Source organism: Mucilaginibacter psychrotolerans, from assembly GCF_004519315.1.
In the GTDB taxonomy this organism is placed as follows: Bacteria; Bacteroidota; Bacteroidia; order Sphingobacteriales; family Sphingobacteriaceae; genus Mucilaginibacter; species Mucilaginibacter psychrotolerans.
The window spans coordinates 114,554-140,305 of sequence record NZ_SOZE01000005.1 but is presented as its reverse complement, the minus strand read 5'-3'; the positions used below and the strand labels follow the sequence as shown (position 1 = coordinate 140,305).

General features: G+C 46.2%; 19 protein-coding genes. 17 read left to right on the top strand and 2 right to left on the bottom strand.

Annotated elements, in window-relative coordinates; translation table 11 throughout:
- The 5 genes from E2R66_RS07455 to E2R66_RS07435 all read left to right on the top strand — a co-directional run bounded on the left by E2R66_RS07455 (position 1) and on the right by E2R66_RS07435 (position 10,168).
- Complete coding sequence (locus tag E2R66_RS07455) at positions 1-3,582, top strand: VCBS repeat-containing protein (RefSeq protein ID WP_133228214.1); 3,582 nt, start codon at positions 1-3, stop codon at positions 3,580-3,582.
- A gap of 94 nt (positions 3,583-3,676) precedes the next feature.
- Positions 3,677-5,512: a 3-keto-disaccharide hydrolase gene (locus E2R66_RS07450; RefSeq protein WP_240049252.1), complete on the top strand. Its 1,836-nt coding sequence runs from the start codon at positions 3,677-3,679 to the stop codon at positions 5,510-5,512.
- 10 nt (positions 5,513-5,522) lie between these two features.
- A complete protein-coding gene (locus E2R66_RS07445) occupies positions 5,523-7,523 on the top strand; it encodes a c-type cytochrome (RefSeq protein WP_240049251.1) in 2,001 nt (666 codons plus the stop codon).
- A gap of 107 nt (positions 7,524-7,630) precedes the next feature.
- A complete protein-coding gene (locus E2R66_RS07440; RefSeq protein WP_133228216.1) occupies positions 7,631-8,398 on the top strand; it encodes a 3-keto-disaccharide hydrolase in 768 nt (255 codons plus the stop codon).
- 141 nt (positions 8,399-8,539) lie between these two features.
- Positions 8,540-10,168, top strand: coding sequence for a M1 family metallopeptidase (locus E2R66_RS07435; protein ID WP_158288352.1), 1,629 nt, complete (start codon positions 8,540-8,542; stop codon positions 10,166-10,168).
- Between the two features lie 76 nt (positions 10,169-10,244).
- On the opposite strand, the gene E2R66_RS07430 is transcribed toward E2R66_RS07435, so the two are convergent.
- Complete coding sequence (locus E2R66_RS07430; RefSeq protein WP_192901952.1) at positions 10,245-10,973, bottom strand: esterase family protein; 729 nt, start codon at positions 10,971-10,973, stop codon at positions 10,245-10,247.
- A 62-nt stretch (positions 10,974-11,035) separates the two neighbouring features.
- On the bottom strand, positions 11,036-11,632 hold the full coding sequence (locus E2R66_RS07425) for a GDSL-type esterase/lipase family protein (RefSeq protein ID WP_133228219.1): 597 nt from the start codon (positions 11,630-11,632) through the stop codon (positions 11,036-11,038).
- Positions 11,633-11,833: 201 nt separating this feature from the next.
- Between E2R66_RS07425 and E2R66_RS07420 the strand changes: the two genes are divergently transcribed.
- The 12 genes from E2R66_RS07420 (at position 11,834) to E2R66_RS07365 (ending at position 25,588) form a co-directional block, all read left to right on the top strand.
- Positions 11,834-12,853: a hypothetical protein gene (locus E2R66_RS07420; protein ID WP_133228221.1), complete on the top strand. Its 1,020-nt coding sequence runs from the start codon at positions 11,834-11,836 to the stop codon at positions 12,851-12,853.
- A gap of 214 nt (positions 12,854-13,067) precedes the next feature.
- On the top strand, positions 13,068-13,847 hold the full coding sequence (locus tag E2R66_RS07415; RefSeq protein ID WP_133228223.1) for a polysaccharide biosynthesis/export family protein: 780 nt from the start codon (positions 13,068-13,070) through the stop codon (positions 13,845-13,847).
- Between the two features lie 14 nt (positions 13,848-13,861).
- The gene (locus tag E2R66_RS07410; protein ID WP_133228225.1) at positions 13,862-16,342 is read left to right on the top strand and encodes a GumC family protein; all 2,481 of its coding nucleotides are present in this window, start codon (positions 13,862-13,864) and stop codon (positions 16,340-16,342) included.
- A 49-nt stretch (positions 16,343-16,391) separates the two neighbouring features.
- Positions 16,392-17,267 carry an ABC transporter permease gene (locus E2R66_RS07405; RefSeq protein ID WP_133228227.1) on the top strand — a complete coding sequence of 292 codons (876 nt, stop codon included), beginning with the start codon at positions 16,392-16,394 and terminating at the stop codon, positions 17,265-17,267.
- An 8-nt stretch (positions 17,268-17,275) separates the two neighbouring features.
- A complete protein-coding gene (locus E2R66_RS07400; protein WP_133228229.1) occupies positions 17,276-18,580 on the top strand; it encodes an ABC transporter ATP-binding protein in 1,305 nt (434 codons plus the stop codon).
- Positions 18,581-18,621: 41 nt separating this feature from the next.
- A complete protein-coding gene (locus E2R66_RS07395; protein WP_133228231.1) occupies positions 18,622-19,647 on the top strand; it encodes a glycosyltransferase family 2 protein in 1,026 nt (341 codons plus the stop codon).
- A 55-nt stretch (positions 19,648-19,702) separates the two neighbouring features.
- Positions 19,703-20,317 (top strand): acyltransferase, encoded by a 615-nt coding sequence (locus tag E2R66_RS29200; protein WP_204985884.1) that lies wholly within the window; start codon positions 19,703-19,705, stop codon positions 20,315-20,317.
- A 23-nt stretch (positions 20,318-20,340) separates the two neighbouring features.
- The gene (locus E2R66_RS07385) at positions 20,341-21,321 is read left to right on the top strand and encodes a glycosyltransferase family protein (RefSeq protein ID WP_133228233.1); all 981 of its coding nucleotides are present in this window, start codon (positions 20,341-20,343) and stop codon (positions 21,319-21,321) included.
- Positions 21,322-21,330: 9 nt separating this feature from the next.
- Positions 21,331-22,185, top strand: coding sequence for a DUF5672 family protein (locus tag E2R66_RS07380; RefSeq protein ID WP_134737912.1), 855 nt, complete (start codon positions 21,331-21,333; stop codon positions 22,183-22,185).
- Positions 22,175-23,341 carry a glycosyltransferase family protein gene (locus E2R66_RS07375; RefSeq protein WP_133228236.1) on the top strand — a complete coding sequence of 389 codons (1,167 nt, stop codon included), beginning with the start codon at positions 22,175-22,177 and terminating at the stop codon, positions 23,339-23,341. The genes E2R66_RS07380 and E2R66_RS07375 overlap by 11 nt, the downstream gene beginning before the upstream one ends.
- A 54-nt stretch (positions 23,342-23,395) precedes the next feature.
- Positions 23,396-24,460 carry an NAD-dependent epimerase/dehydratase family protein gene (locus tag E2R66_RS07370; RefSeq protein ID WP_133228238.1) on the top strand — a complete coding sequence of 355 codons (1,065 nt, stop codon included), beginning with the start codon at positions 23,396-23,398 and terminating at the stop codon, positions 24,458-24,460.
- A gap of 9 nt (positions 24,461-24,469) precedes the next feature.
- Complete coding sequence (locus E2R66_RS07365) at positions 24,470-25,588, top strand: glycosyltransferase family protein (RefSeq protein ID WP_133228240.1); 1,119 nt, start codon at positions 24,470-24,472, stop codon at positions 25,586-25,588.
- The last annotated feature ends 164 nt before the right edge of the window (positions 25,589-25,752 follow it).

The following is a 25,752-nucleotide window of genomic DNA, read 5'->3' as shown; positions in this document are numbered from 1 at the left end:
ATGAGAATCCTTCGAAGTATCTTTTTCTTCCTTGCCCTGTGCTGCCTGTTTGCCTGTGGCAAAAAAGCTAATACCCAGTTCGAACAAATTAGTTCTTCACATTCCGGTATCGAATTCAAGAACACCATTACCGAGAACGATTCTATCAACCCGCTCGATGTGGTAAATATTTACAATGGCGGCGGGGTAGGCGTGGGCGATTTTAACAACGATGGCCTGCAGGATCTGTACTTTACCGGCAATATGGTTTCCAGTAAGCTGTACCTCAACAAGGGCGATTTTAAATTTAAGGATATTACCGATGCTGCCGGCGTTAACGGCGCAGGCCGCTGGAGCCGTGGCGTTGCCGTAGTAGATATCAATAACGACGGCCTGATGGATATCTACGTTTGCAATACCATTAAAGCCGATTCTACCCAGCGTTATAACCTGCTGTACATAAACCAGGGTGCCGATAAAGATGGCGTACCTCATTTTAAAGATTTGGCCGCAGCATATAATTTGCAGGTAGGTACCCAATCAACCATGGCCAGTTTTTTCGATTACGATAACGACGGCGACCTGGACATGTACCTCACTGTAAACAATGCAAGCTCAACTTACAACCCTAATGTTTTTGGCCCGGCTATTAACCGTGGCCCGCACATAATTACCGGCAGGCTTTTCCGCAACGATTGGGACAGCAAACTTAAACACCCCGTTTTTACCGATGTTACCGATAAAGCCGGCGTTACCATCAGCGGCTTTGGCCACGGTGCTTCAACGGTAGATTTTAACGGCGATGGCTGGAAGGATATCTACGTGTCGGACGATTTTATCTCCAATAACCTCCTGTACATCAACAATCACGACGGTACCTTTACCGATCATTCCAAAGAATACTTCAAGCATACCTCGCTCAACTCCATGGGCCAGGATGTAACCGATATAAACAACGATGGCCTTGCCGATGTAGTGGAGCTGGATATGAACCCGGCCGATAACTACCGCAAAAAAATGATGCTGGGCCCAAGCAGCTACCAAACCTACCAAAACTTCGATGCCTTTGGGTATCAGTACCAATACGTGCGCAATACCCTGCAATTGAACCAGGGCCCGCGCCTGGGGCAGCAGGGTAAAATAGGCAGTCCTGCCTTTAGTGAGATTGGATTTTTAAGCGGCATCGCACAAACCGACTGGAGCTGGACCCCGCTGCTGGCCGATTTCGACAACGATGGCTACCGTGATATGATCATTACCAACGGCTTCCCCAAGGATGTATCTGACAGGGATTTTATGATCTACCGCCAGCAGGCTTATGTAGCCGCGCCCAAGGAAACGGTGCTGAAACAAATACCGGAAATCAAAATACCCAACTACGCATTTCAAAACAACGGCGACCTTACCTTTAAGGATGTTTCCAAAGCCTGGGGCCTGGATATTCCAACCTTTAGCAATGGTGCCGTTTATGCAGATTTGGACAACGATGGCGCAATGGATATGGTAATCAACAACGTAAACGATGAGGCATTGGTTTACCGCAACACCGCGCGCGATGAAGGCAAGGACCTGGCCAGGGTAAATTACTTGCAGGTAAGCTTCAAGGGCGACAAGCAAAACCTCAACGGGCTGGGCACCATCGTAAACATCTACTACGACAAGGGCAAACAACAGATGTATGAGAACACGCCTTACAGGGGTTACTTATCATCGGTAGAGAATATAGCACACTTTGGCCTGGGTAAGGTTACTAAGGTCGATTCGGTACTGATCAAATGGCCCGGCGGCAAAATGCAGAAACTGGTCAACGTAAAAGTTAATCAAAAGCTGGTGGTGAATATTGCTGATGCAAAGGGTAACTATACTATCGCTCAACCTTTAATTGCTACTAATGCATTGTTTACCGAGGTAACAGATTCTGTGGGTCTGCATTGCTTTAACACCACTACGCCTTTTATCGATTTCAACGTGCAGAAACTGCTGCCGCATAAGTTATCAGATTATAGTCCGGCGCTGGCCGTTGGCGATATTGATAACGACGGGTTAGACGATATGGTAGTAGGGGGCGATTCTTACAACCAGGCGCAGGTGATTTTTCAGTTGCCCAACGGCAAATTCAGGCAGCGCAATCTCTTGCCCGAAACCACTTTCCCGCCGATAATTTTTAAAGATGCAGGCCTGTTGCTGTTTGATGCCAACGGCGATGGCAAGCTGGACCTATACGTTGCCAGCGGCGGCTACGAGGCAGGCCCTAACGACCCCGAGTATCAGGACAGGCTATACCTGAACGATGGCAAAGGTGATTTTAACCTCGCCAAAGATGCAGTGCCCACCAATTTTACCAGCAAACTTTGCGTGCGCGCATTCGACTACAATAAGGATGGCAAGCTGGATCTGTTTGTATCGGGCAGGGTGAGGCCATGGGAGTACCCAAAACCGGTATCGAGTATCATCTTACGGAATGATAGTAAAGACGGCCACCCCAAATTCACAGATGTTACTGCCGAAGTAGCTCCGCAACTAAAGGATATTGGCCTGGTGTGCGATGCTTTGTTTACCGATTTTGATAACGATGGCTGGCCGGATTTGGTGTTGGCAGGCGAATGGATGCCGGTAACCTTCCTCAAGAACCAGCAGGGCAAATTTGTGAATGTTACCAAAGACACAGGTGTAGCGGGCCAACTGGGCTGGTGGAACTCCATCGCCGCGGGCGATTTCCGCCACACGGGCCGTATTGATTATATCGTTGGCAACGTGGGGCAAAATAGTCTGATGCAAGCCAGCGATAAATACCCTGTTTACATCAGCGCCAAGGATTTCGACAAGAGCGGTGCCTTTAGCGCCATCCCGTCTATTTTTCTGCTGGATAAGGATGGCGAGCGCAAAGAGTTCCCGGTGCAGGGCCGCGACGACATGACGAAGCAGATGATCAGCATGAAAAAGAAGTACACCAACTACAAATCGTACGCTACGGCTACCATGGATGACATCCTTACGCCCGAGCAGCGCAAAGGCGAATTAAGGTTAAAGGCCAATATGTTGAAATCGGCCTACTTGCGTAACGATGGCAACGGCAAGTTCACCTTGATGCCGTTACCTGTTCAGGCGCAGATATCTACCATAAACGGCATGGAAACCGGCGACTTTGATGGCGATGGCAATCTGGATGTGGTGATGAACGGCAACGATTTTGGCACAGAGGCTTCCATTGGCCGTTACGATGCCTTCAACGGGTTGATGCTGAAAGGCGATGGCAAAGGCAACTTTAAGCCGCTGAGCATCTTGCAGAGCGGTATCTACATCCCCGGCAACGGTAAGGCTTTGGTAAAACTGCGCGATAACAAGGGTAGGGTGCTGTTGGCCGCCAGCCAAAACAGCGATTTTATGAAAATATTCAAGTGGAAAGCCACCGGGCGAACCATTGCTGTTAAGGCAAACGATGCCTACGCATTGATTAAATATAAGGACGGGAACATCGAGAAACAGGAGTTTTATTTTGGCTCTTCCTTCCTGTCGCAATCGGCCCGGTTTATTACCTGGACCGATGGTATCGCAAGTATTACCGTTTTCGATAATTCGGGGCAAAAAAGGGATGTGAAATAAATATACAATCGATTGTTTTTTGAATATATTTGTTCAGTAACTAAAACTAAATTATAGCGTAATCCGCCACCAAAAGGGTAACGCCTCGCTAACAATGATGAATAAAAAAATTTACACTGCCCTTGGGATGGCCCTGCTGTTCCTTGGTACGGCAGGCCTGCGACAAGCCCATGCGCAGACCTTAAAAAGCCAGGTATCGTTAACAGACCTATCAGCCTTTGCCGCCGCGCCGAAAAACTGGCAGCTGGCTGCTACCGTGCATGCCGATATGGATAAGGTAAACGAATTTGCCTTAACGCCCGGTAATGGCATACTGGTAAACAAGGTAGACGAAAAGAACCCCGGGCACGATCTGTACTTTACCCTCCAACATGGCGACATAGATATGGAGATGGATTACATGGTGGCCAAAGGTGCCAACTCGGGCATATACTTGCAGGGCCGTTACGAGATACAGTTGCTGGATAGCTGGGGTACAGTAAATCCAAAATCGAGCGATAACGGTGGTATTTACGAACGTTGGGACGATGCCAAACCCGATGGTATGAAAGGCTATGAGGGCCACGCACCAAGGCAAAACGCCAGTCGTGCGCCGGGCTTGTGGCAGCACATCCGCATATCGTTTCAGGCACCCAGGTTTGATGATAAGGGCGTTAAAGTTTCCAATGCTAAAATATTGTACGTTTGGCTAAACGGAGTGCTGATACAGGAGAATGTAGAATTATCAGGCCCAACCCGCGGCGCATTCGATGCTAAAGAAAGCGCCACCGGTCCGCTGCGGTTGCAGGGCGACCACGGCGCAGTGGCGTTTAAAAACATCAGCTACACCAATTTTGATAAGCTACACCCAACGGTATCAAACCTGAAATATTCGGTTTATAAAGGCAACTTTGATGCCGAGCCGGATTATAAAACATTAAAGCCCGTAGCCGAAGGCGTGCCGCCTATGCTTACTTCTAACGAGGTGAAACTGGCTAATGACTTTCTGTTGAAATACACTGGTACCATACATGTTTACGAGCCTGGCGATTACACCTTTAAACTGAGCGTACCCGGCGGTAAGGGTGCTTTGCGCATCAACGGCGCACCAGCTGTAACGGCAGGTGGTTTCAGGGGAGCAGGTACGGCAACTTTGCCTGCCGGCGATTTGCCTTTCGAATTATATTATACCAAAAGCGTAGATTGGGCCAAAGCGGCCCTGGGCCTCACCGTAAGCGGCCCCGGTGTGCGCGAGTATTTACTGAGCGATGGCAACGTAAGTTCTAACGACGCGGTAGACCCAATCCTCATCAACGCTACCGAAAATATTATCCTGCGCAGCTTTAGCGATTTGCCGGGCGGCTTTCGTGTAACCCATGGCATTGGCGTTGGCAGCACCGAACAATTGCATTATACATACGATGCCGATAAAGGCATGATTGTGCAGATATGGCGTGGCGGCTTTCTTGACGCTACCCCCATGTGGCACGAAAGGGGCGACGGCTCCTCGCGCCCGGCAGGCTCTGTACAATTTTTTGGCAGATCGGCACCTGGCATAGCGAAACTGGCCACTGCCGATGCTGCATGGCCCACCGATACCAACGGCACCGCCTACAAACCCAAAGGATACGTATTGGATAGCGATGGCCGCCCAACCTTTAAATACATGCTGTATGGATCGCTGGTTACAGATGCCAGCTTAGTTATATCCGGCGCACAGGGCCTCCACCGCGAAGTGAACATCGCAGTGCCTGTTGCAGCCCTAACCATGCGCCTGGCACAAGGCAGCAAGATTGAACTACTGAAAGGCGGTTACTACAGCGTGGACGACCAGTATTACATTCGCCTGGATGATGGCCTTACCGATAAGCCTGTAATCCGCACATCGGGTGGCATGCAGGAGCTGATTATCCCCATCCAAAAGAAATTAACCTATTCCATCATTTTTTAAGAAACAGGCTATGGAAAAGTTAATAGAAGTTAAAGAAGTTGGAAGATTTATTAAAGGTGGAGATGTTAAAAAGGTTTTTAATATGATGAGAACTGCGAAAGTTATAGGGGCGTTGATGCTTGCTTTATCGTTTGGTCAGCAAGTTTTTGCACAGGCCGAATCACCTAAGGAAGACGACTTTTTTAAGATAATGAAGGTGCCCGCTCCCGAGGGTACCATATTAGAGGTGGGCGGCTTATGTACGCTACCCAATGGCAGCCTGGCTGTAACCACCCGCCGCGGCGATATATTTATAGTAGAGAACCCTACCAGTCAGCACCCTTTCTTCCGCAAGTTTGCATCGGGTCTGCACGAGGTGTTGGGCGCGGCTTATAAGGATGGCGCACTCTACGTGGTACAGCGCGGCGAGCTTACCAAACTGGTAGATACCAATATGGATGGCAAAGCCGATGTATTCGAAACCGTTTACGCCTGGCCATTATCGGGCAATTACCATGAGTACAGCTTCGGGCCGAAACTGGCACCCGATGGCACTTTCTTTGTAACCCTTAATCTGGGCTTCCCGCCGGATTGGTGGCACCCTAAAAGCTTGGTGCCTTATCGTGGCTGGGCGCTCAATATTACCGAAAACGGTACCGTTACCCCATGGGCTGCGGGTTTCCGTTCGCCATGCGGTATCAGTATGATCGATGGCCAGCTTTGGTACAGCGATAACCAGGGCGACTGGGTAGGCTCGGGCAGCATTATGCCGGTGAATAAAGGGGCCTTTATGGGGCACCCGGCCAGTTTGGTGTGGACTAACCTGCCAAATTCGCCTTTGAAATTGACTTCCGAGCAGTTTTTCGCCAAAAACAACCCACGTATTGAGTTCGACAAAAACGGCCAGCCATTTAAGCCGTTAAACATTGTCGACGAAAAATTCAAAACCGAATTTGAGGCTAAAAAGGAGATCCCCGAGTTGCAGGTGCCAGCCGTTTGGCTGCCGCATGGCATTTTGGGTATCTCCAACTCCGAGATAGTGAAGATACCCGATGGCGTGTTCGGGCCGTTTGCGGGCCAGCTGCTGGTGTGCGATCAAGGCCAAAGTATGGTAGATAGGGTATTCCTCGAGAAAATAAACGGCGAATACCAGGGAGCTGCCTGGGCGTTCCGCAGCGGTTTCCAGTCGGGTATAGTCCGTTTGGCCTGGTTGCCCGATGGTTCTTTAGCCACCGGCGAAACCAACAGGGGCTGGGGTTCGGCCGGGGAGGCTACGATGGGCCTGCAGCGTTTGATATGGAACAATAAAACCCCTTTCGAGATGCGTGCTATCCGCGCCATGCCCGATGGTTTTGAGATAGAATTTACCAAACCTGTTGACAGGAAAGTAGCGGAGGATATTGCCTCTTATTCGGTAGAGAGCTACATCTACAAATACCAGGCAGTTTACGGCAGCCCGCCGGTGAATAATCAAAAGTGCATCATTACCGGCGTTAAGGTATCTGAAGATGGCTTAAAGGCGCGCCTGGTGATCAGTAACCTGCGCCAGCATTACATCCATACCATTACTTTAGATGGCATCCGCGATAGCGAGAACTACTTTAACCTGGTACACCCAACTGCTTACTATAGCCTCAACAATATCCCCGAAGGAGCAAAACTCAGCATGAGCGATGTGAGCACCAAAAACTCGGCTAAAACACCTGCGGCCCCGGTTAAGGTAGCACCGGTTAATGGTAAGCCGTTAAAAACAACTGCTGCGTTGCCGGTTAAGGCGCTAACTTATGATGATGTGAAGCCGCTATTGGCCAAAAACACCTGCTCGGCCTGCCACAACCCGGATGCAAAGCAGGTTGGCCCGGCGTTTAAGGATATAGCCAAACGAGGCTACACGGTCGCGCAGATTGTGGCTCTGATAAAGAACCCCAAGCCCGAGCATTGGCCGGATTATTCTACCCCGATGCCGCCGATGCCGCAGGTTGCTAACGCCGATGCTGTGAAGATTGCCACATGGATAAGGTCGTTAAAATAGCGTATAAGTGAGGATAATCGGGGACTAAAGGAAAACAAAGAAATACCCCGATTTTTCTCCGATTTTTAAAGGTTTTTAAAGTAAAAGTACACCATAAAATGAAGTATATGAGATACCGATTGATAGCAACCGCACTGCTTGCGGGTGCAAGCTTCGCGGCAAATGCACAAACTGCCAAGCCCGAAGATACCGAATTTTACACCCCAGTGCCGGCTGTTGTTAGTCCGGGCAAAGCCCCCGGCGATGCACCGGCAGATGCCATCGTATTATTCGGCGGCAAAAATCTGGACGAATGGATACTGGTAAATGATTCTTCCGCTACCCAGAAATGGGATCTGCATAAAGGCTTTTTTACAGTAAATAAAAAGAATGGCGATATCTGTACCAAGCGTAAATTCACTGATTTTCAGTTGCATATAGAATATCGCATCCCTGCTGATATTGAAGGTAGCGGGCAGGCTCGTGGTAATAGCGGCATATTTTTGGCAGCCCTTCCTTGGGGCGCAGGCGGCTACGAATTGCAGGTGCTGGATAACTACGAGAACAAAACCTACACCAATGGCCAGGCAGGCAGCATGTACAAACAGTCGCCGCCGCTGGTAAACGCTTGCCGCAAACCCGGCGAATGGAACTACTACGACGTGGTGTGGACGGCCCCCCGCTTCAACGAAGACGGAACTGTTAAAAGCCCGGCCCGCGTAACCGTGATACACAACGGTTTACTGGTACAAAACAACTACGAACTAAAAGGCGATACCCCTTACATCGGCGCGCCGCAGTACCGCAAGCACGGCCCGGCACCAATAAAACTACAATCGCACGGCGACCCAAGCAAGCCTATCAGCTACCGCAATATTTGGGTGAGGAATTTGTAAATAGCTAAAAATTAAATATTTAAGATAGAATGGCGCATTGTAGTTATGCGCCATTTTGGTTTTTTGATATTTGTTAAGTCGGGTAGTGGAATGGCAGATTTTCCCTATAAATGCTTATTTTGTTGCCTTAAACGTATCCCCATGAAACTCTCCCAGACGCTTTGTTTTTTATTGATGGTTTGTATCGTTGGCCGCTTATCGGCGCAAGACCGCAGCATTGCTTACATGAGCGCTGGCGGCAAGCTGCGCCCATTGCAGGCCATTATGGATATCCGCCATTATACCATTGCGCTGGATGTGGATATCCCCAAGAAAAGTATCGATGGCTATTGCGAAATAAGCCTAATTCTAAGCAAACCTACCGATACCTTACTTTTCGATTTGGTGCATTTGCTAAATGTACATCAAGTTGCCGTTGATAAGGGTAACGCTGCGTTTGAGCAAAAAGGCGATTCGGTGCTCATCATCAACAAAGCGGGTTATAAAGCGGGCAAGCATATCATCCGCATCAACTATGGCGGCGAACCGCCGGTTGCCGTAAGGCCGCCATGGCAGGGCGGTTTCACCTGGACAACCGATAAAGCAGGCAACCCATGGGTAGTTATCAACTGTCAGTTGCAAGGCGCAAAGCTATTCCTCCCTTGTAAAGATCACCCCAGCGACGAACCCAACGAGGGTATTGATATGTTCATCACCATCCCCAAAGGATTATCGGTAGCCGGGCCGGGTTTGCTGCAGGGCGTAAAGAATGTGGCCGGCAACAAAGCCACCTGGCATTGGAAAACTAATTACACCATTAGTACCTATTGCATGGTGTTCAATATTGCCAAATACAAAGTTTACAGCCGACCCTATACCACGGTTGATGGACATACCGTGCCCATACAATTTTATGTGCTGGAAGAGGATACTGCTAATGCCAGCCATGTGATCGACATTCGCGCCCGCGATACCCGCATACTGGAGAAATACTTTGGCGAATACCCTTGGGTGAACGAAAAAATTGGCATAGCCGAAGTACCCAACCCCGGTATGGAGCACCAAACCATGGTTACCTATGGCGATAAATTTAAATACGATAAATATCCCAACGGGCTCGATTACTCAGCCAACCTGTTCCACGAATTTGGGCACGAGTGGTGGGCCAATAAGGTAACCAATAAAGATTGGGCGCATATGTGGATACAGGAGGGCATTAACACTTATGCGGAAGCCTTATTTTTTAAAGAAACCATGGGCGAAACGGCGTACGATTCGGTAATGGTGAGCCAGCGGGCGGGGATACGTAACCTGAAGCCCGTAGTACAGGGCGAAGAACTGGATATGGCCTTAGTGTACACCGGCGATGTGTATGCCAAAGGCTCTTTCTTTATGCATACCATGCGGCATGTGCTGGGCGACAGCGTGTTTTTCCCGTTACTGAAGAAGTTTATTACCGATGTAAAGTACCCCTATAACCGCTTTTTTACCACGCAGGATGTGCAGGAGTACTTTTGCAAAGGCTCGGGTCGTGATTTAAACGCTTTGTTTGATTTTTACCTGCGCACCACCAATACCATGGACTTTGAGCTGAGGAAATTACGGCCTGATACCTACACCCTCAGCATCAAAAACAGCCCGATGGACCTCGACCTGGATATCCTCACCGATACAGGCATGGTCCATACAACTATCAAAGCCAACAAGGCCACGCCGCTAAAAATCACGAGCAAAACGCTGCCGGTTATTGACCCTAAAGGGTGGTATTTTAAACGGGTGATTATGCAGTAAATGAGTGAGTAGGAGGGCGGTGAAAGGCCGTTTTCTTCACTTCATAGTTCTATACTCGGTCTTCCGTGTTGGATATTTACAAATACAACTGCACCATCTTTTTCCAATACCGGGGACGGTGTGCGTAGTTATCCCACACGTAGAACTCATTGGAGATGCCTTTGTCCCACAGTTGTTGGCTTATTTCCCGGTTATTGTAGAGGAAAGGATCGGTTTGGCCAATGGCTAATATAATGGTGAGCCTGCGCAGGGCCGTTAGCAGCTGTTCCTCGTGCAAGTTGGCCACGTATTGCCCAGGCATGTTAAAGTAAACCTCGGGGTTGTGGAAACCATCGAACAAATCGTTGAAGTTATCTATCTGCCGGGTAAGATCGTACCGGCCGCTCATGCTCACTATCTTCTTAAAAATATGCGGATATTTTAGGCCGATGTTGAGCGCATGGTACGCGCCCATGCTGCAACCCGCGGTTTCGAAATATCCGCTGCTGTTTTTTTGGCTCATGAGGGGCAAAACCTCGTTAAGCAAATACTCCTCGTACTGCAAATGCCTGGCCATGCGTGTAGAGGGATGAGCCCAACGGTTATAAAAACTTTCGGCATCTATGCTATCTACGCAAAAAAGCTGTATTTCGCCGCCGTTTATTTTTTGCTGCAGGGCATCTACAATACCCCAGTTTTCGTAATCGTAAAACCGGGCCATACGGGTGGGGAAAAAGAGCACCGCCCGCCCGGCATGGCCGAAGATCAAAAGCTCCATATTGCGCTGCAACCTGGGGCTGTACCATTTATGATATTCCCTGTTCATTCCACTATATCCTAACGTGCCGAAATATCTTTACTGTATGTTACCTGCAGATAAATAACAAGTTAACTATCGACAATAATTTTACCCCTGATAATCTGCTTCCAAACCTGGTATCCAGCACTGCTCAGGTGCAGGCCGTCGGCCGCAAACAGGCCTTTCTGTGGGTAGCCGTTAGCATCCAGCATGGGCTTAAAAATATCTATGAATTGCCAGTTGTTGCCCCGTTTTATCAGTTCGTTCTCGATGATATTGTTGGTGTACTTAAACTGATCTGACATAGGCCAGCGGGCTATGCTTGGCTTAAGCGAAATAAAATAGCAAGGGATATTGCCAAAGCGCTGGTTTGCCTTTACTACCATTTGTTGAAAAAAAATAAACACCTCCTCGGGGTGGCGGCCATCGCCAAGGTCGTTATCGCCGGCATATATCACTAATCGCTTTGGGTTGTAGTTAGTCATCACCCTATCAAAAAACCAAACGCATGCCGCCAGTGTAGAGCCTCCGAAACCAAGGTTAGTAGGGTTGAGGTCTGCAAAATCCTCGTTAAGTGTAGTCCACAGGCGTACCGAGGAACTGCCGTAAAAAACAGTTTCGGCGCTGTAGCCTGCTTTCAGGCTTTTCCTTTCGAGGCCTTTAATATCATCTTCGTACCAATACATGCTGCATTTACGTTTAATCCGGCACGCAAAAATGGTAGTGTGCTATCGTTCCGGATGTTCCAAACCTAAAAATTCTTTGGATAGTTTATAGCGGCAAGGCGAATTATTTTATGTGGTTACAACGCTATTATACCTCGACACCCTCCAGGCGCTATTGCTTTGACGACCGAAAATATTATTTTTGTTCAAAATACCTATCGAATGGAACTAAAAGATACGGCGCATCCTGCACAAATAGTACAGCCGGAATTGCCTGTTTTCTTTTTGCAATTAGGCGAAAACACCAGCTTGTTTTTCGACAAGATACTGAAGCAGGCCGTGCAATCGAACGGTAGGGATAACGTTTACGTACTTACCGATACCAATTTTGCCGACTACCGTAATTACAATTGCATCGATGTTTCTAAGTACACTAAAGGCGTAAAGGAGTTTGATAAGGTTTATGAGCACCACTCCGTCAATCCGTTTTTTTTTGAGAAAGCCTGTTTCGACAGGTGGTTCATTATAAACGATATTGCCCGTGAACGCGGCATAGCGCATTTTGTGCATGCCGATTGCGACGTGTTGATTCTGCAGGACCTGAAGCCCATTTACCAAAAATACATCAAAGATAAGTACGATGGCACTATGATGTTTTTTGAACTGGACGAGCGGAGTGTAACATCCGGTCACACTTCTTTTTGGAATGCCAAACTGATCAACGAATTTTGCAGTTTTGTTTTAGCCAGGTATGCCGATAAGCTTGCGTTTGAGTTGGTGTTGAAAGATACGCTGGCCGGTAAATTTTTGGATAACAAAAACGTATCTGATATGATCCTTCTGGATGTTTTCCGTACCGAAGTAAAACCCAATACCCTCAATTTACTTTCGCTGGAAAACGAAGACATTAGCTTTGATTTTAATGTAAATGTGCCCTTTAATGGCTGCACGCATTATTTTGAAACTACAGCCGGCACCAAAATAAAGAAGATGCACCGGCGTAAGGATGGGCTGTACGCAAAAGTTATGGATAGCAAAAGCGAGCCGCTATACTATAAGTTTTATACGCTGCACTTTCAGGGATATCTAACTAAAACGCTGATACCGCTACATGCCAGCCCGCAAAACTTTATCGAGCGTGCCGATAATTACGTTTCGGCTAAGGCGCATAATTGGGTGCGCAGGGCTAAGTTATATAAAAACAGCGTGCGCGACAGGGTTAAGAAAATACTGAGAAAATAAACTAAATTAGCGCATCAAATTAGATTTGGCCGCGTCAGATACTGGTTTATTCTAAGCTAATTATTTTAAGATAAAGAACACATTGAATTTTATTATTTTTAGAAAATAAGTCTATTGCATTAAAAAAGTAAAATAATATTGCTTAATTATTTTTAAGTTTGCAACAAGCTATAGTTATTTTAAATTGTATAGTGGCTTCATCGCTGTAATATTTATGAAAAAAAACACCTACTCTTTGCTTGCCATTTCGCTGGCCTTTGTAGCGTCATTAATGCTAAGTTCTTGCATCAGCGGTCGTAAGCTGGCTTATTTTAATAACATCCAGCGGGATAGCTCGGCTACAATAAATGAACAGCGGTTAGAGGCAAAGATCAACGTAGGAGACTTGTTGCAGATAAATATTTCAACGCCTGATCAGATAACTACGGCTATTTTAAATTCGGCTACGGCGATAAATTCGGGACAGGGTGGGGTAAGTGGTTATCTGGTTGATGAAACAGGTAACATCAAGTTGCCTTTATTGGGCACAGTAAAGGCAGAAGGTCTTACTAAGATACAACTTGCCAATTTTATCACAACAAATTTGTTAGATAATCAGTTAGCCAAAAGCCCTATCGTTAATGTAAGGATTGTAAATTTTAAAGTTACGGTTTTAGGTGAAGTTGGACGCCCAGGGGTGATTTCTGTGCCAAATGAACGCATTACACTACCCGAAGCCCTGGCTTCGGCAGGCGATCTTACTAGTTTTGGTAAACGTAATAATGTGCTACTCATAAGAGAAGTAGACGGCAAGCGTACCTGGACGCGATTTAGTCTTAACGAAAGCCAATTGTTTGATAAAGGTATTTATAACCTGCAAAATGAGGACATTATTTACGTAGAACCAAATAGTGCAAAGGCCGCATCATCTGATCGTACCACCCAGTTGATACCTTACTTTTTTAGCACAGCTTCGCTTTTGATTGTTATCTACCTACAGTTTATCAAAAAATAACACTTGTCCTGTTAATGAAAAACACTACCCAGTCTACCAATGTCACCAATCCGTTTGAAGGAACCACTTCAAAAAACGCAGTTGGTGCTATAGCGTTCAGGTACTTGCCCTTTTGGCCGATATTCGTATTTACTATCGTAGTATCGCTCACCATTAGTTATTTCTATATTCACTACCAAACACCTATCTACGAGTCAAACACAACTATTTTGCTTAAAGATTCGAGGGGTGGGTCGGCAGATGGTGCTAATGTGCTGGAAGCCTTAGGTTTGGCCAATGGCGCTAAATCTGTAGACAACGAAATGGAGGTGTTGAAATCTCGCGTACTGATGGAGCAGGTAGTTAAGGATTTGGGCTTGTACGTAAATGTATATAACAAAGGTGCTTTGCGCGATATCTTGATTTATCCTAGCCCAGTTAAATTTATCGCCCTCAATCCCGAGGATTTGAAGAACTCGCCAGACTTGCCTATCGCGTTCGAGTACCTTCCAACAAAAAATTCAGTAAAGATTGCCGGCAAAGATTATGCGCTGGGTTCGCCCGTGCGTACCCCCTATGGCGATTTTATCATTAACCCAGTAAAGCAGGATAAACCGATATCTACTAAGGGCGATTATTATATTCAGATACGTAACATAAAAACGGCTGCCAAATTCGCGCAAAGCGCGTTGGTTGTAGCGGCTGCAGTAAAGGCATCGTCGCTGATATCGCTTAAATTGGTAGATCAGGTACCTCTCAGGGCCGAGGATATTCTTAATAATCTGGTACGTGTTTACAATGAAGCGGGCATTACCGAAAAAACGCAGACAGCTCAAAATACGCTAAAGTTTATTAACGACCGTTTGGTACTGGTAACTAAAGAACTATCTGGAGTAGAGGGCGAAATGCAGGATTATCGCCAAAGCCAGGGTATAGTAGATTTAACGGCTGAAGGGCGTAACTATATAGAAAACGCCAGGGAAAACACCACCCAGTTGGCACAGATTCAAATACAGCTGGATGTACTTGCCGAGATAGAAAAATATATTGTTCGCAAGGGTAACACTATCGGTACGGTACCTTCTACCTTGGGCATACAAGACCCTATATTGCTGCAATTGCTTGATAAATTGTACGCTGCCGAGCTAGAGCTGACTAACCTGCGACAAACTGCCGGCGAGAACTCGCCACCCGTAGCCGCCGTTCAGGAGCGTATTAATCAAATAAAACCGGGGTTGCTTGAGAACTTAAATGCGCTACGCCAAAACTTGCTCACTACACAAGGCCGTTTAAAAACGGAGGGCAGTGTCAATTCGTCGCAATTGCGTGGTGTACCTCAAAAAGAACGCAAGTATTTGGAGATAAGCCGTCAACAGGCTATCAAAAACAATATTTACACCTTGCTGCTAACCAAGCGCGAAGAGGTTGCACTATCGCAGGCTGCAGCTGTAGCAGATAGCCGCATTATAAATTATGCCGAAAGCAAGGGAACTCCGGTAAAGCCTATACCTGTAAACATTTATCTGGTTGGCCTTTCTATTGGCGTTATCATAGGTATCTTGTTTGTATTGGTAAGAGAGCAGTACAACCAGGAGGTGCTGTTCCGCTCGGAGATTGAACGGAGGACTGACGCTACCGTACTGGCAGAGATTTTGCACGATGATAGTGGCGAAACTCTGGTAATCAAAGACGGCAGCCGAACCGTTATTGCAGAGCAATTTAGGGCATTACGTACCTCTCTTAACTTCATAGGCATACAGGGCGATAAAAAAACGATTTTAGTTACCTCTTCTATATCAGGCGAGGGAAAGAGTTTCACAGCCATTAACCTTGCTGTAAGTTTGGCGTTAACGGGCAAAAAAGTAGTTATACTTGAGTTTGACTTGCGCAAGCCTAAAATTAGCAAGATGCTGGAAATTAGCCAAGAGCCGGGTATCAGTAATTATATGGCAGGGCTGGCAACTTACGAAGAGATATGCATTTCTATGCAAGACAGGGATATCCCTGGCCTGGTTATACTACCTGCCGGAACCATACCACCAAACCCTACCGAGCTGATGTTGAACGGTAGGCTGGATGTGCTGATGGAAAAAATCAAAACCGATTTCGATTACGTGTTGATTGATTCGCCACCTATTGGTTTGGTTACCGATGCCAAGATACTGAACAAATATGTTGATGCTTGTTTATACATGGTAAGGCACAAGTATACGCCTAAGTACTACTTAAACCTCATTGATCATATTTACGCCAATAGAGAACTAAGTAACATTAATATAATCTTCAACGGCTTAAAGCTACGTGGGATATTAGGCCGCTATGGCCAGGGTTATGGCGCAGGTTACGGCTACGGCTACGGTTATGGCTATGGCTATGGCTACGGCTACGGCTATGGCTACGGTTACGGCTACGGTTACACCCAGGAAGACGACAAGAGCAAAAGAGGCATAAGCGGGCTGATTTCGGCCATTTTTAAGAAACCGGCCAAAAAGAAGACTAACAAATCGCAAAATTAAAGGCCACTCGGCTTAATATGCGAAAGACGACTTACAGTAATAAAATCTAATGGAGCAAAATACGTCACATCAGGAGTGGGATCTGGAAATTAAACCACATGATACCGTTTTTAATCTTCATTTAAAGGATGTTTGGAACTACCGCGATTTACTTTGGTTGCTGGTACGCCGCGATTTTGTATCGTTTTACAAGCAGACCATTCTGGGGCCGCTATGGTTTTTTATCCAGCCTATATTTACGACAGTGGTTTTCACATTCGTATTTGGTAAGCTGGCTCATATAGAAACAGGTGCCGCGCCGCAAGCATTGTTTTATATGGCTGGCACCATAGCCTGGAACTATTTTTCTGACTGCCTCACCAAAACGTCTACGGTATTTAGGGATAACGCCAGCATATTTGGCAAGGTGTATTTCCCCAGGTTGATTATGCCGCTAAGTATAGTAGTCTCTAACCTCGTGAAATTCTCGGTGCAATTTGGCTTGTTCGTTATCGTTTTTGGGGTTTATTTAGTTAAGTATAAATTTCTGGGCTCCAAAGAACCCGTTTTACCAAACTGGTATATACTGCTGTTTCCGGTTATTATGCTGCTTATGGCCCTGCTTGGTCTTGGCCTTGGTCTCATCGTAACTGCGCTAACTACCAAATACCGCGATTTGGCTTTTGTGGTAACTTTTGGTATGCAATTGGCAATGTATGCTACGCCCATTATCTATCCATTGTCGACCGCGTTGGATAAATATCACGGCATTATCAGGTATAACCCTATGAGCGGTTTGATAGAAACTTTCAGGTATGGTTTTACGGGCTCGGGCCATTTTTATGCCGATGCTTTTGCATATAGCGTTGTTTCGAGCTTGGTCATATGCCTGCTTGGCTTGATTGTGTTTAATAAGGTAGAAAAAGATTTTGTTGATACCGTTTAATTTTTGCTATGGGCGATATTGCTATAAAAGTTGAGAATTTATCTAAAGCGTATCAGCTGGGCGATTTTGGCACCGGCACTCTTAGTCGTGATATTGAACGCAAGTGGGCATTGCTGCGAGGGAAAGAAGATCCCTTTTTACGCGTAGGCGAAACCAACGACCGCTCTACCGCTGGCAGCAGCGATGTGGTTTGGAGTTTGAAAGACATAAACTTCGAAATAAAAAAAGGCGATGCCGTTGGCGTTATAGGCCGCAACGGCGCAGGTAAAAGTACCTTGCTTAAAGTACTTAGTAGGGTAACGGTACCCACAGTGGGTTCGGTTAAAATTATGGGCCGCGTGGCAAGTTTGCTGGAGGTTGGTACAGGTTTTCACCCGGAGCTTACCGGGAGAGAGAATATTTTCCTGAACGGGGCTATCTTGGGCATGCGCAAGCACGAGATAAAAAAACACTTCGATGCCATCGTAGATTTTGCGGGAGTAGAGCGTTATATAGATACGCCCGTAAAACGTTACAGCAGTGGTATGTATGTGCGGTTGGCTTTCGCAGTGGCCGCGCATCTGGAGAGCGAGATACTCATTGTAGATGAGGTGCTGGCCGTAGGCGACGCCGAGTTTCAGAAGAAATGCCTCGGTAAAATGGGTGAGGTGAGCAAGGGCGAAGGCCGTACGGTACTCTTCGTTAGCCATAATATGGCGGCCATAAATAACCTTTGCAATAAATCCCTTTTACTGAAGCATGGGCTGTTGCAGGATTACGATGACACGCGGGTGATTATCGATAAATACATTAATTCGGGAAAAGAGAGCCAGGCCGAAGTTTTAGGTGCCGATATACAGGTTAAAAAGTTTTGTAGCCGTGCAATTTTTTGCGCTTTAAGGCTGGTATCATCAAAAAGGGGTATAACAACAAATTTCGCAACAGACGAAGAAGTAGTTATTGAATTTGAATATGAGATACTAGTTGATAATACCATTTTGTCTGCAAGTATCCATTTAATTGATAATATGGGCACCTGTGTTTTCTCAACGTTTAACGGGCCATCGGCCACCATAAATGTGGATGAGTTTTACGGGAAGCCGCTTGTGAAAGGGAAATATAAATCGATTTGTAAAATTCCCCCCAGCTTTTTGAATACCAAAAACTATTCGATAAATGCTTTTTTAGTTCCGGAAAACATGGACGATTTAGGGATTGCTGAAGAAGTGCTTTCGTTCTCAATGGAAGAAACTGGTGCTATGCGCAAAGAGTATACCGGCGAATGGTGGGGAATAGTAAGGCCCCGGTTGTATTGGAGTACCGAACGTATGTAATTGCCATAGGTTGGTAAGATAGATTTTAAAAACAGCGATATATGGACGAAGTATTATTAACCATAGGCATCCCTACTTATAATCGCTGTAAACTACTCGACGGACTCCTGAATTGTATTGCTAACCAGCTCAATGGCTTGAACAAGGAGGAGGTGCAAATTGTTATCTCGGATAATCAGTCAACAGACGATACCAAAAAGCTTGTTGATGCTTACCGTAACAATGGCATGCTGATAGATTATTCTTGTAATGATAAAAATATAGGTGCAAACAACAATATATTAAAAATCGGTAACGAGTTGGCAAAAGGCAAATATTGCTGGATACTCGGCGACGACGATTTGATAAGAGAAGGCGGTGTAAATCACTATCTTAATTTGATACGGGAAAATCAGGATATTAATGTATTTTATTTAAATCATACATTTGAATCAGACGAAATCCGCGACGAAATAAAAGAGAAACTGCCTGTTAAACAAGGTAGCTTGATGTGTCGGCACGGGCAAGATGAATTGCTTCCAAACGGCGAAGCGATCTTAGGCTATACAACTCAAAACGCTTTGTTTACGTGTATTTCCAGTTTTATTTTCAAAAAAAAAATCTGGCAGGATAACTTCATTGGATATCAAACAACCGGTACTTTCGAAGTATTATCAAACACGTTCCCTCACAGCGTAGTACTAAGTGCTCAGTTAATGCGAAGCAAGGTTTACTATGTAAATCATCCATATTTGGCTTTTTTTGTAGGAAGCCAGGATTGGTTTCACCAGTGGGAGTTATTGTTAGCAACAAGGGTGTTAGAGCTTACCGATTTGTTTGAGCGTAATGGAGCGAGTAAAGGGTTTTTAAAGGAATACCGCCAGCGTATTTTTAATGACTCGTTTAATGCTTACTACAGGTTATATACTGATGTTGAGATGCCTGCCTGGTTTAACTTGGAATTGAAAAATAATATTAAAAAGTACTTTAAATATGCGTGTTTTAGGAGACAACTGAAAGGGCTGCTGTTTTTTTTAATAAAACAGCAGATAAAAAAGTTGATAAAACATCAGCCTCCAATATTCTAAGGCTTACTATTGGAAATTTATTCACTCGGCCTATTGGTTAGTAATTAACTTTGAAATGTCAGCACTCAATAATTTTATCGGCAAGATATTTTATAAAGTAATTCAGTCGGGCTCATACACCGGCCGTACCAACGATGCCCGCGAATTAGCCATATATGGCAAGCTTAAATACCGCGGAGAAAAATGCACCCTGCCTTTGCAGGCCATCATTAAAAACCCGCAATATATCTCTATCGGAAAAAAATTTTCGGCGTTGTACAACCTTCGTCTGGAGGCGTGGGATAAATACGAAATGCAAGATTTTAAGCCCGAACTTACTATTGGCGAATGGGTAAGCATGGGTACCGATGTACACATCGGCTGCATTAATAAAGTAGTTATAGGCAACCATGTGCTAATGGCCAGCCGCATTTACATTAGCGACCATAGTCATGGCGAAACCACTACCGAACATTTTGCCTTGCCGCCCATAAAGAGGTCTTTGGTTTCGCGCGGGCCGGTAATTATAGAAGATAACGTTTGGATAGGCGAGGGAGCCTGTATTATGCCCAACGTGCGCGTGGGCAGAAACGCCGTAATAGGTGCCAATGCGGTAGTTACTAAGGATGTGCCAGCCAACGCCGTAGTAGGTGGCGTACCTGCGAAAATTATAAAAATGGTTGAGGCATAAGCCTTAAAACAACATAGAGATAAATGAAGGTAGCTTATACCATATGTGCTAATAATTACCTGGCTTCGGCAAAGGTGTTAAAGGAGAGTTTTACAAAGCATCACCCCGATACCCGCTTATTTATTGTTTTGGTAGATAAGAAATCGCCGGTGCTTGATTACGATGAGTTTTGTGGCGATAGTATTCTTTTTGTAGACCAACTGGTTGATTTGGATATAGATGCCCTCAGCCTGAAATTTAGCCTTGCGGAGCTTTGCACCACGGTAAAACCTTTTGTTTTCAAGTATTTTTTTAAGCAATACGACACGGTTGTTTACATCGACCCGGATATAAAAGTATATGCGCCGATGACGGATGTTTGGGAGGCACTGCAGAAACACACTTTTGTATTAACCCCGCACCTGATGAACCCGGTTGACGATGGGAAGATACCCAGCGACTTTTACACGCTGCGCACTGGTATTTTCAACCTTGGCTTTTTAGGCCTGGCCAAAGGCACCGAACTGGATAAGTTTTTGAACTGGTGGGGCGAACGCCTGTTGGTTTATGGCTATACCAATTGGGATAAGGGCATGTTTTACGATCAGATATGGGCCAACTATATCCCGGTGATGTTCGATAATTACCATATCCTGAAACATTATGGCTATAACGTGGCCAACTGGAACTGGCACGAGCGTACGCTAGCCAAAAGCGGCGATGGATACACCGTAAACGGTAAATACCCGCTGGTGTTTTTCCACTTCAGCAGCTACCGCTATGCAACGCCAATGGTGCTTTGCAAGTATAATACCCGTTACAATCGCTTCAACCGGCCCGACATTGCCGAAGTGGTGGATGAATATTACACGAGCCTGAAAGCCGCTGGCGCTGATAAAGTAAAAGAAATACCTGCCTTTTACCAGGAACAGTTTCTGGTGCAGGAACTGAAGATGTTTGCGGCACGCCCGCTTAGGGAAAAAATAAGGAACAGGCTCACGAAGATAGTGGAACGAATATTCTAGCAACAGCCAATGCCCGCAACAACAAAAATGTGTGTAATAATACCGGTGCATAAGTCGGCTATTTCAGCAGACGAGGCAATATCCCTGGCTGCCTGTAAAGCACATTTAAGTGGGTACCATTGTTACCTGCTATACCCGGAAGGGATGGATACTAAAGCATACACGGCGTTACACGCAGGTTTGCTGTTGCACCCGGTTAACCCCGATTGGCTTTCGTCTATAGAAAAATATAATAAAATGAAGGTAAGCACCGGCTTTTATCAATTGTTTGCTAGGTATGAGTATATGCTTACTTACGAGCTGGATGCCTTTATTTTTAATGATGGTTTCGACGCCGCAAAGGCTTTTGCGTTCGATTATATTGGTGCACCGTTTTTTGAAGGGTACTGGGCGGCGCGGCCCGGTGCTAAATTCATGAAGGGCTGCAACTCGGGCTTTTCTGTACGTAATATACAGGCTTGCATCAAAGCATTGCAGGTGGTGAGCGGGCTTCGCTGGCAATGGTTGCTTTACAGATTGTCGTTGCTGCATTCATCGCGCTTGCGTAAAAAAGTTAACGAGTGGACCAACGGCAGATACGAGGTTTTCGTGACGGGGCGATTTGCATTCAACTTCGCTAACTTTCATTTAAACGAAGATTTGATATGGTCTGAGGTGATACCAAAGTTGGTGCCATCATTTGCCGTAGCCGACCCGATGAGTGCCTTGGGCTTCAGCTTCGAATATAATCTTGATGAATCGCTTCAGTTAAATAAAGGAGCACTGCCACTGGGCTGCCATGCCTGGGCCAAGCACCTCGATTTCTGGAGCAAGTACATCAACATCAAAAGCTTAACGAGAAAGGAGAAAATTGATGAAGTTTGATTTTTATCTTTCGGAGATGTCGGTATCGGATAAGCACGGAGGTGGATTAACCCTACAGCGCATCCTGGGCGATGATTTGGACGATATTGCCCATTTTATTCATGTAAACCGTTTCGCTGCTGATTTACCCGCCAGGAACGAATTCCTGAAACGGAGTAAGGATTTACTATCCGTATGGGAATCAGATTTTATGCGAAAACTTATCGGGCGTTCGCGGGCATCAAAAATAAGCATGATGCTTTGGGCAATACAAACGCGGGCCAATATGGCTGCTCGCAAAATGGCGGCGATATTTAATGATAAACAAGTAATTACCGGCTTGGTTTGTCCGCAGGGGGCCAATGCCATCTTCGCTCTGGAGGCTTTAAAAAAGAGGAAGAAGGTAAAGTACATCACCTGGGTGATGGACGACCACCTGGTACGGTATGTTGATGACCGTTGGCAATACCCCGAGGGGACGGAAGGTGTTTTTGCCAGGCACCTGCGCGGGGCGGAGAAAGTGTTGGTGATAAGCCCCACTATGCAACGCTTCTACAAAGAGCGTTTTGGGGTGGTATCTACCGTATTGTTCGGTTCATCCGGCCTGTTACAGGGTGCGGGGCAATTCGAGGTAAAGCAAGGCTCTTTAAAAATAGGCTACTTTGGTGCTGTTGCTGCCTGGCAAAAAGATGCTTTAGCAGCAGTTGCTGCCGCACTTAAAGGTACCGATGTGCAACTGGATATTTACTCCGGCATTGAGAAACTGCCCGCCGAACTGGAGGTTGATGGGTTGCATTTTAAAGGTAGCGTAGCACCGGAGTTGGTGCTGGCCCATATGCAAAATTATGACGCGGTGCTTTTGCCCATCAGTTTTAAGCAAAAAATGCGTAATATGTCGGAGTTTAACATCGCTACCAAAATGAGCGAGTATTTGGCTTGCGGCGTACCCATATTGGCCGTAGGGCCGGCATACGCGGCCATGATTGCTTATCTTGATGAGCACGATGCCGCCATTACGGTAGTATCCACAGAAGAAAACGCCATCAGGGATGGCTTTAAGTACTTGCGCAATCCGCAGCTTGTTGCCCGGATTTTAAAAAATGCCCAAAAGTTAGTGGTAGATGAAGTTGGCTCGATGCCAATGCGTGGGGTTTGGCAAGCCGTTGTGAACGGATAACCCGGGCCAAAATTTATTTTAACATACAACATACATAACCTTTGCTTAAATACTATGGCAAATTCAGCTAAAAAATTACTGGTAACCGGGTCGTCCGGCTTAATAGGCTCAGAAGTTTGTTGTCATTTTGCAGCGCTTGGCTGGGAAATACATGGCGTAGACAATAACCAGCGTGCTGTGTTCTTTGGCGCGCAGGGCGATACCCGCTGGAACCAAAACCGCATCCAAACCGATCTGGGTGCGAAATTCATCCATCACGAAGTAGATATTCGCGATCGTGCGGGCGTGCTTGCATTAATGAAAGAGGTGAAACCCCACGCCATTGTGCATACCGCCGCTCAGCCGTCGCACGATCGCGCAGCTGCGATTCCTTTCGATGATTTTGATACCAATGCAGTAGGCACCTTAAACCTGCTGGAAGCCGTAAGGCAAACCTGCCCCGAATCACCTTTTGCGCACATGAGCACCAACAAGGTGTATGGTGACAGGCCAAACACCATTGATTTGGTTGAATTAGAAACCCGCTGGGATTATGCCGACCCCCTTTACGCCGATGGTATTAACGAGGAGTTTTCTATCGACCAAAGTAAGCACTCGCTGTTCGGTGCCTCTAAAGTGGCAGCGGATATTATGGTGCAGGAGTATGGCCGCTATTTCGGCATACCTACCTGCTGCCTGCGTGGGGGGTGCCTAACCGGGCCAAATCATTCGGGCGTGGAGCTTCATGGCTTTTTAAGTTATTTGGTTAAATGCAACGTAGAGGGGCGCGAATACAAAGTGTTTGGCTACAAAGGCAAGCAGGTGCGCGATAATATCCACTCTTACGACGTAGCCAGCTTTATTGATGCCTTTATTGCTACGCCACGCATTGCCGAGGTGTACAACATAGGCGGTGGTCGCGCCAACTCCTGCTCTATTTGGGAAGCTTTTAAAATTGCCGAGAAGTTTACCGGCAAAGAACAGGTTTATAAATATGTAGATGAGAATCGCATAGGCGACCATATGTGCTACATTTCTAATCTCGATAAAATGCGCACGCATTATCCAACATGGGATATTACTATTTCCCTGGAAGAAACCATAAGGCAGATAGTGGCAGCGCAAGGCACTCACATATAAACATACCTTGTGAAGCTATTAACCTATCAGCCATTCTCTTTATACTCCAATGGCGGCGGAAACCGCATCCTGCGCCGCTTATTTATGGGCCGCGAAAAGGATGTGGTATCTTTAGTTGTAGAGGAAAGCCGTTTGCACACGCGCCATGGCGCCATTGCCGAAGTAATTGTATTTGCTGCGCCTCTGGTACGCAAATGGGCCCGCTGGAAAGTGCGCAATTTCCGCACCTGGCTCAGATACGGGTTGTTTAAGGCATCCACAATCAAAAAAATACAGCAGGCCGCCGCCCAGATTGACTATGAGATACTGCACGTGGTAGACCATGGGCCCTTTTCGGCCGCCTTATGTAACGATACCTTCTGCAAAAACAAAGCACTTTGGGTATCCTTTCACGACCATTTTTCTACAACCTATGGCCTGGCAGAAAACTGCCAAGCCCTTTGGAAACGGGCCGACCGCAGGCTGGTAATATCAGAAGAATTGGGAAATGAGTACTGCCGAATTTTTGGCAAGGCCGATTACGAACTAATTACTGATGGCGTAGCCAACAATGAAGTGAGCGTGCCAAAGCAGGATAATAAGCAACCTATGGCCGTTTACTTTGCGGGGCTGTTGCATCTGGACTATATCCCCTTGTTTAAAGTACTTGCCGATTCACTTGACTTGTTGGTGGCTCAGGGGCATCAGTTCAAATTAATATTGAGGGCTACGCAACACATGCCCTTTTTAGAAAATCGCACGTTTAAGACCGATTACCGCCCGATGACGTTGGATGATGCCGAGTTGAAACACGAATTGGATAAGAGCGCTATACTATATTTGCCTATTAAGTTTACCCGGCCCGATTTTTACTTATATAGTCTTTCTACAAAAATGGTAGGCTATTTGGGCGGGGCTGGTGCTATATTGTACCATGGTCCAGAGGATAGTGCCGCGTGCAATTTGCTAACCAAAAATGTCGCGGCGGTGTGTTGCGGTAGTTTAGATGCTGCAACACTGGCGGAGGATATTTTGAGTTTGCTGGCGAAGCAGTCAGTTATATCTTCCAACGCCAAAACGCTGGCGAAAGAGCAGTTTAGTTTGACACATATACAGGAACGTTTTTGGCGGCAAGTTGCAAACGGATAGTAATAAGCCGCTATATTAAACATGGTATTTGTTAAACTCTTTGTGGCTGATGATTTTATAGCTCGAAGTAAGGCACTTAGCGCAGAAAAGCCTTTGAATAGGCACAAAAAAGGCAACCGGCTTTAATAAAAGTGGCAAAGGCTTTTTGTAATGAAAGGGCTGAC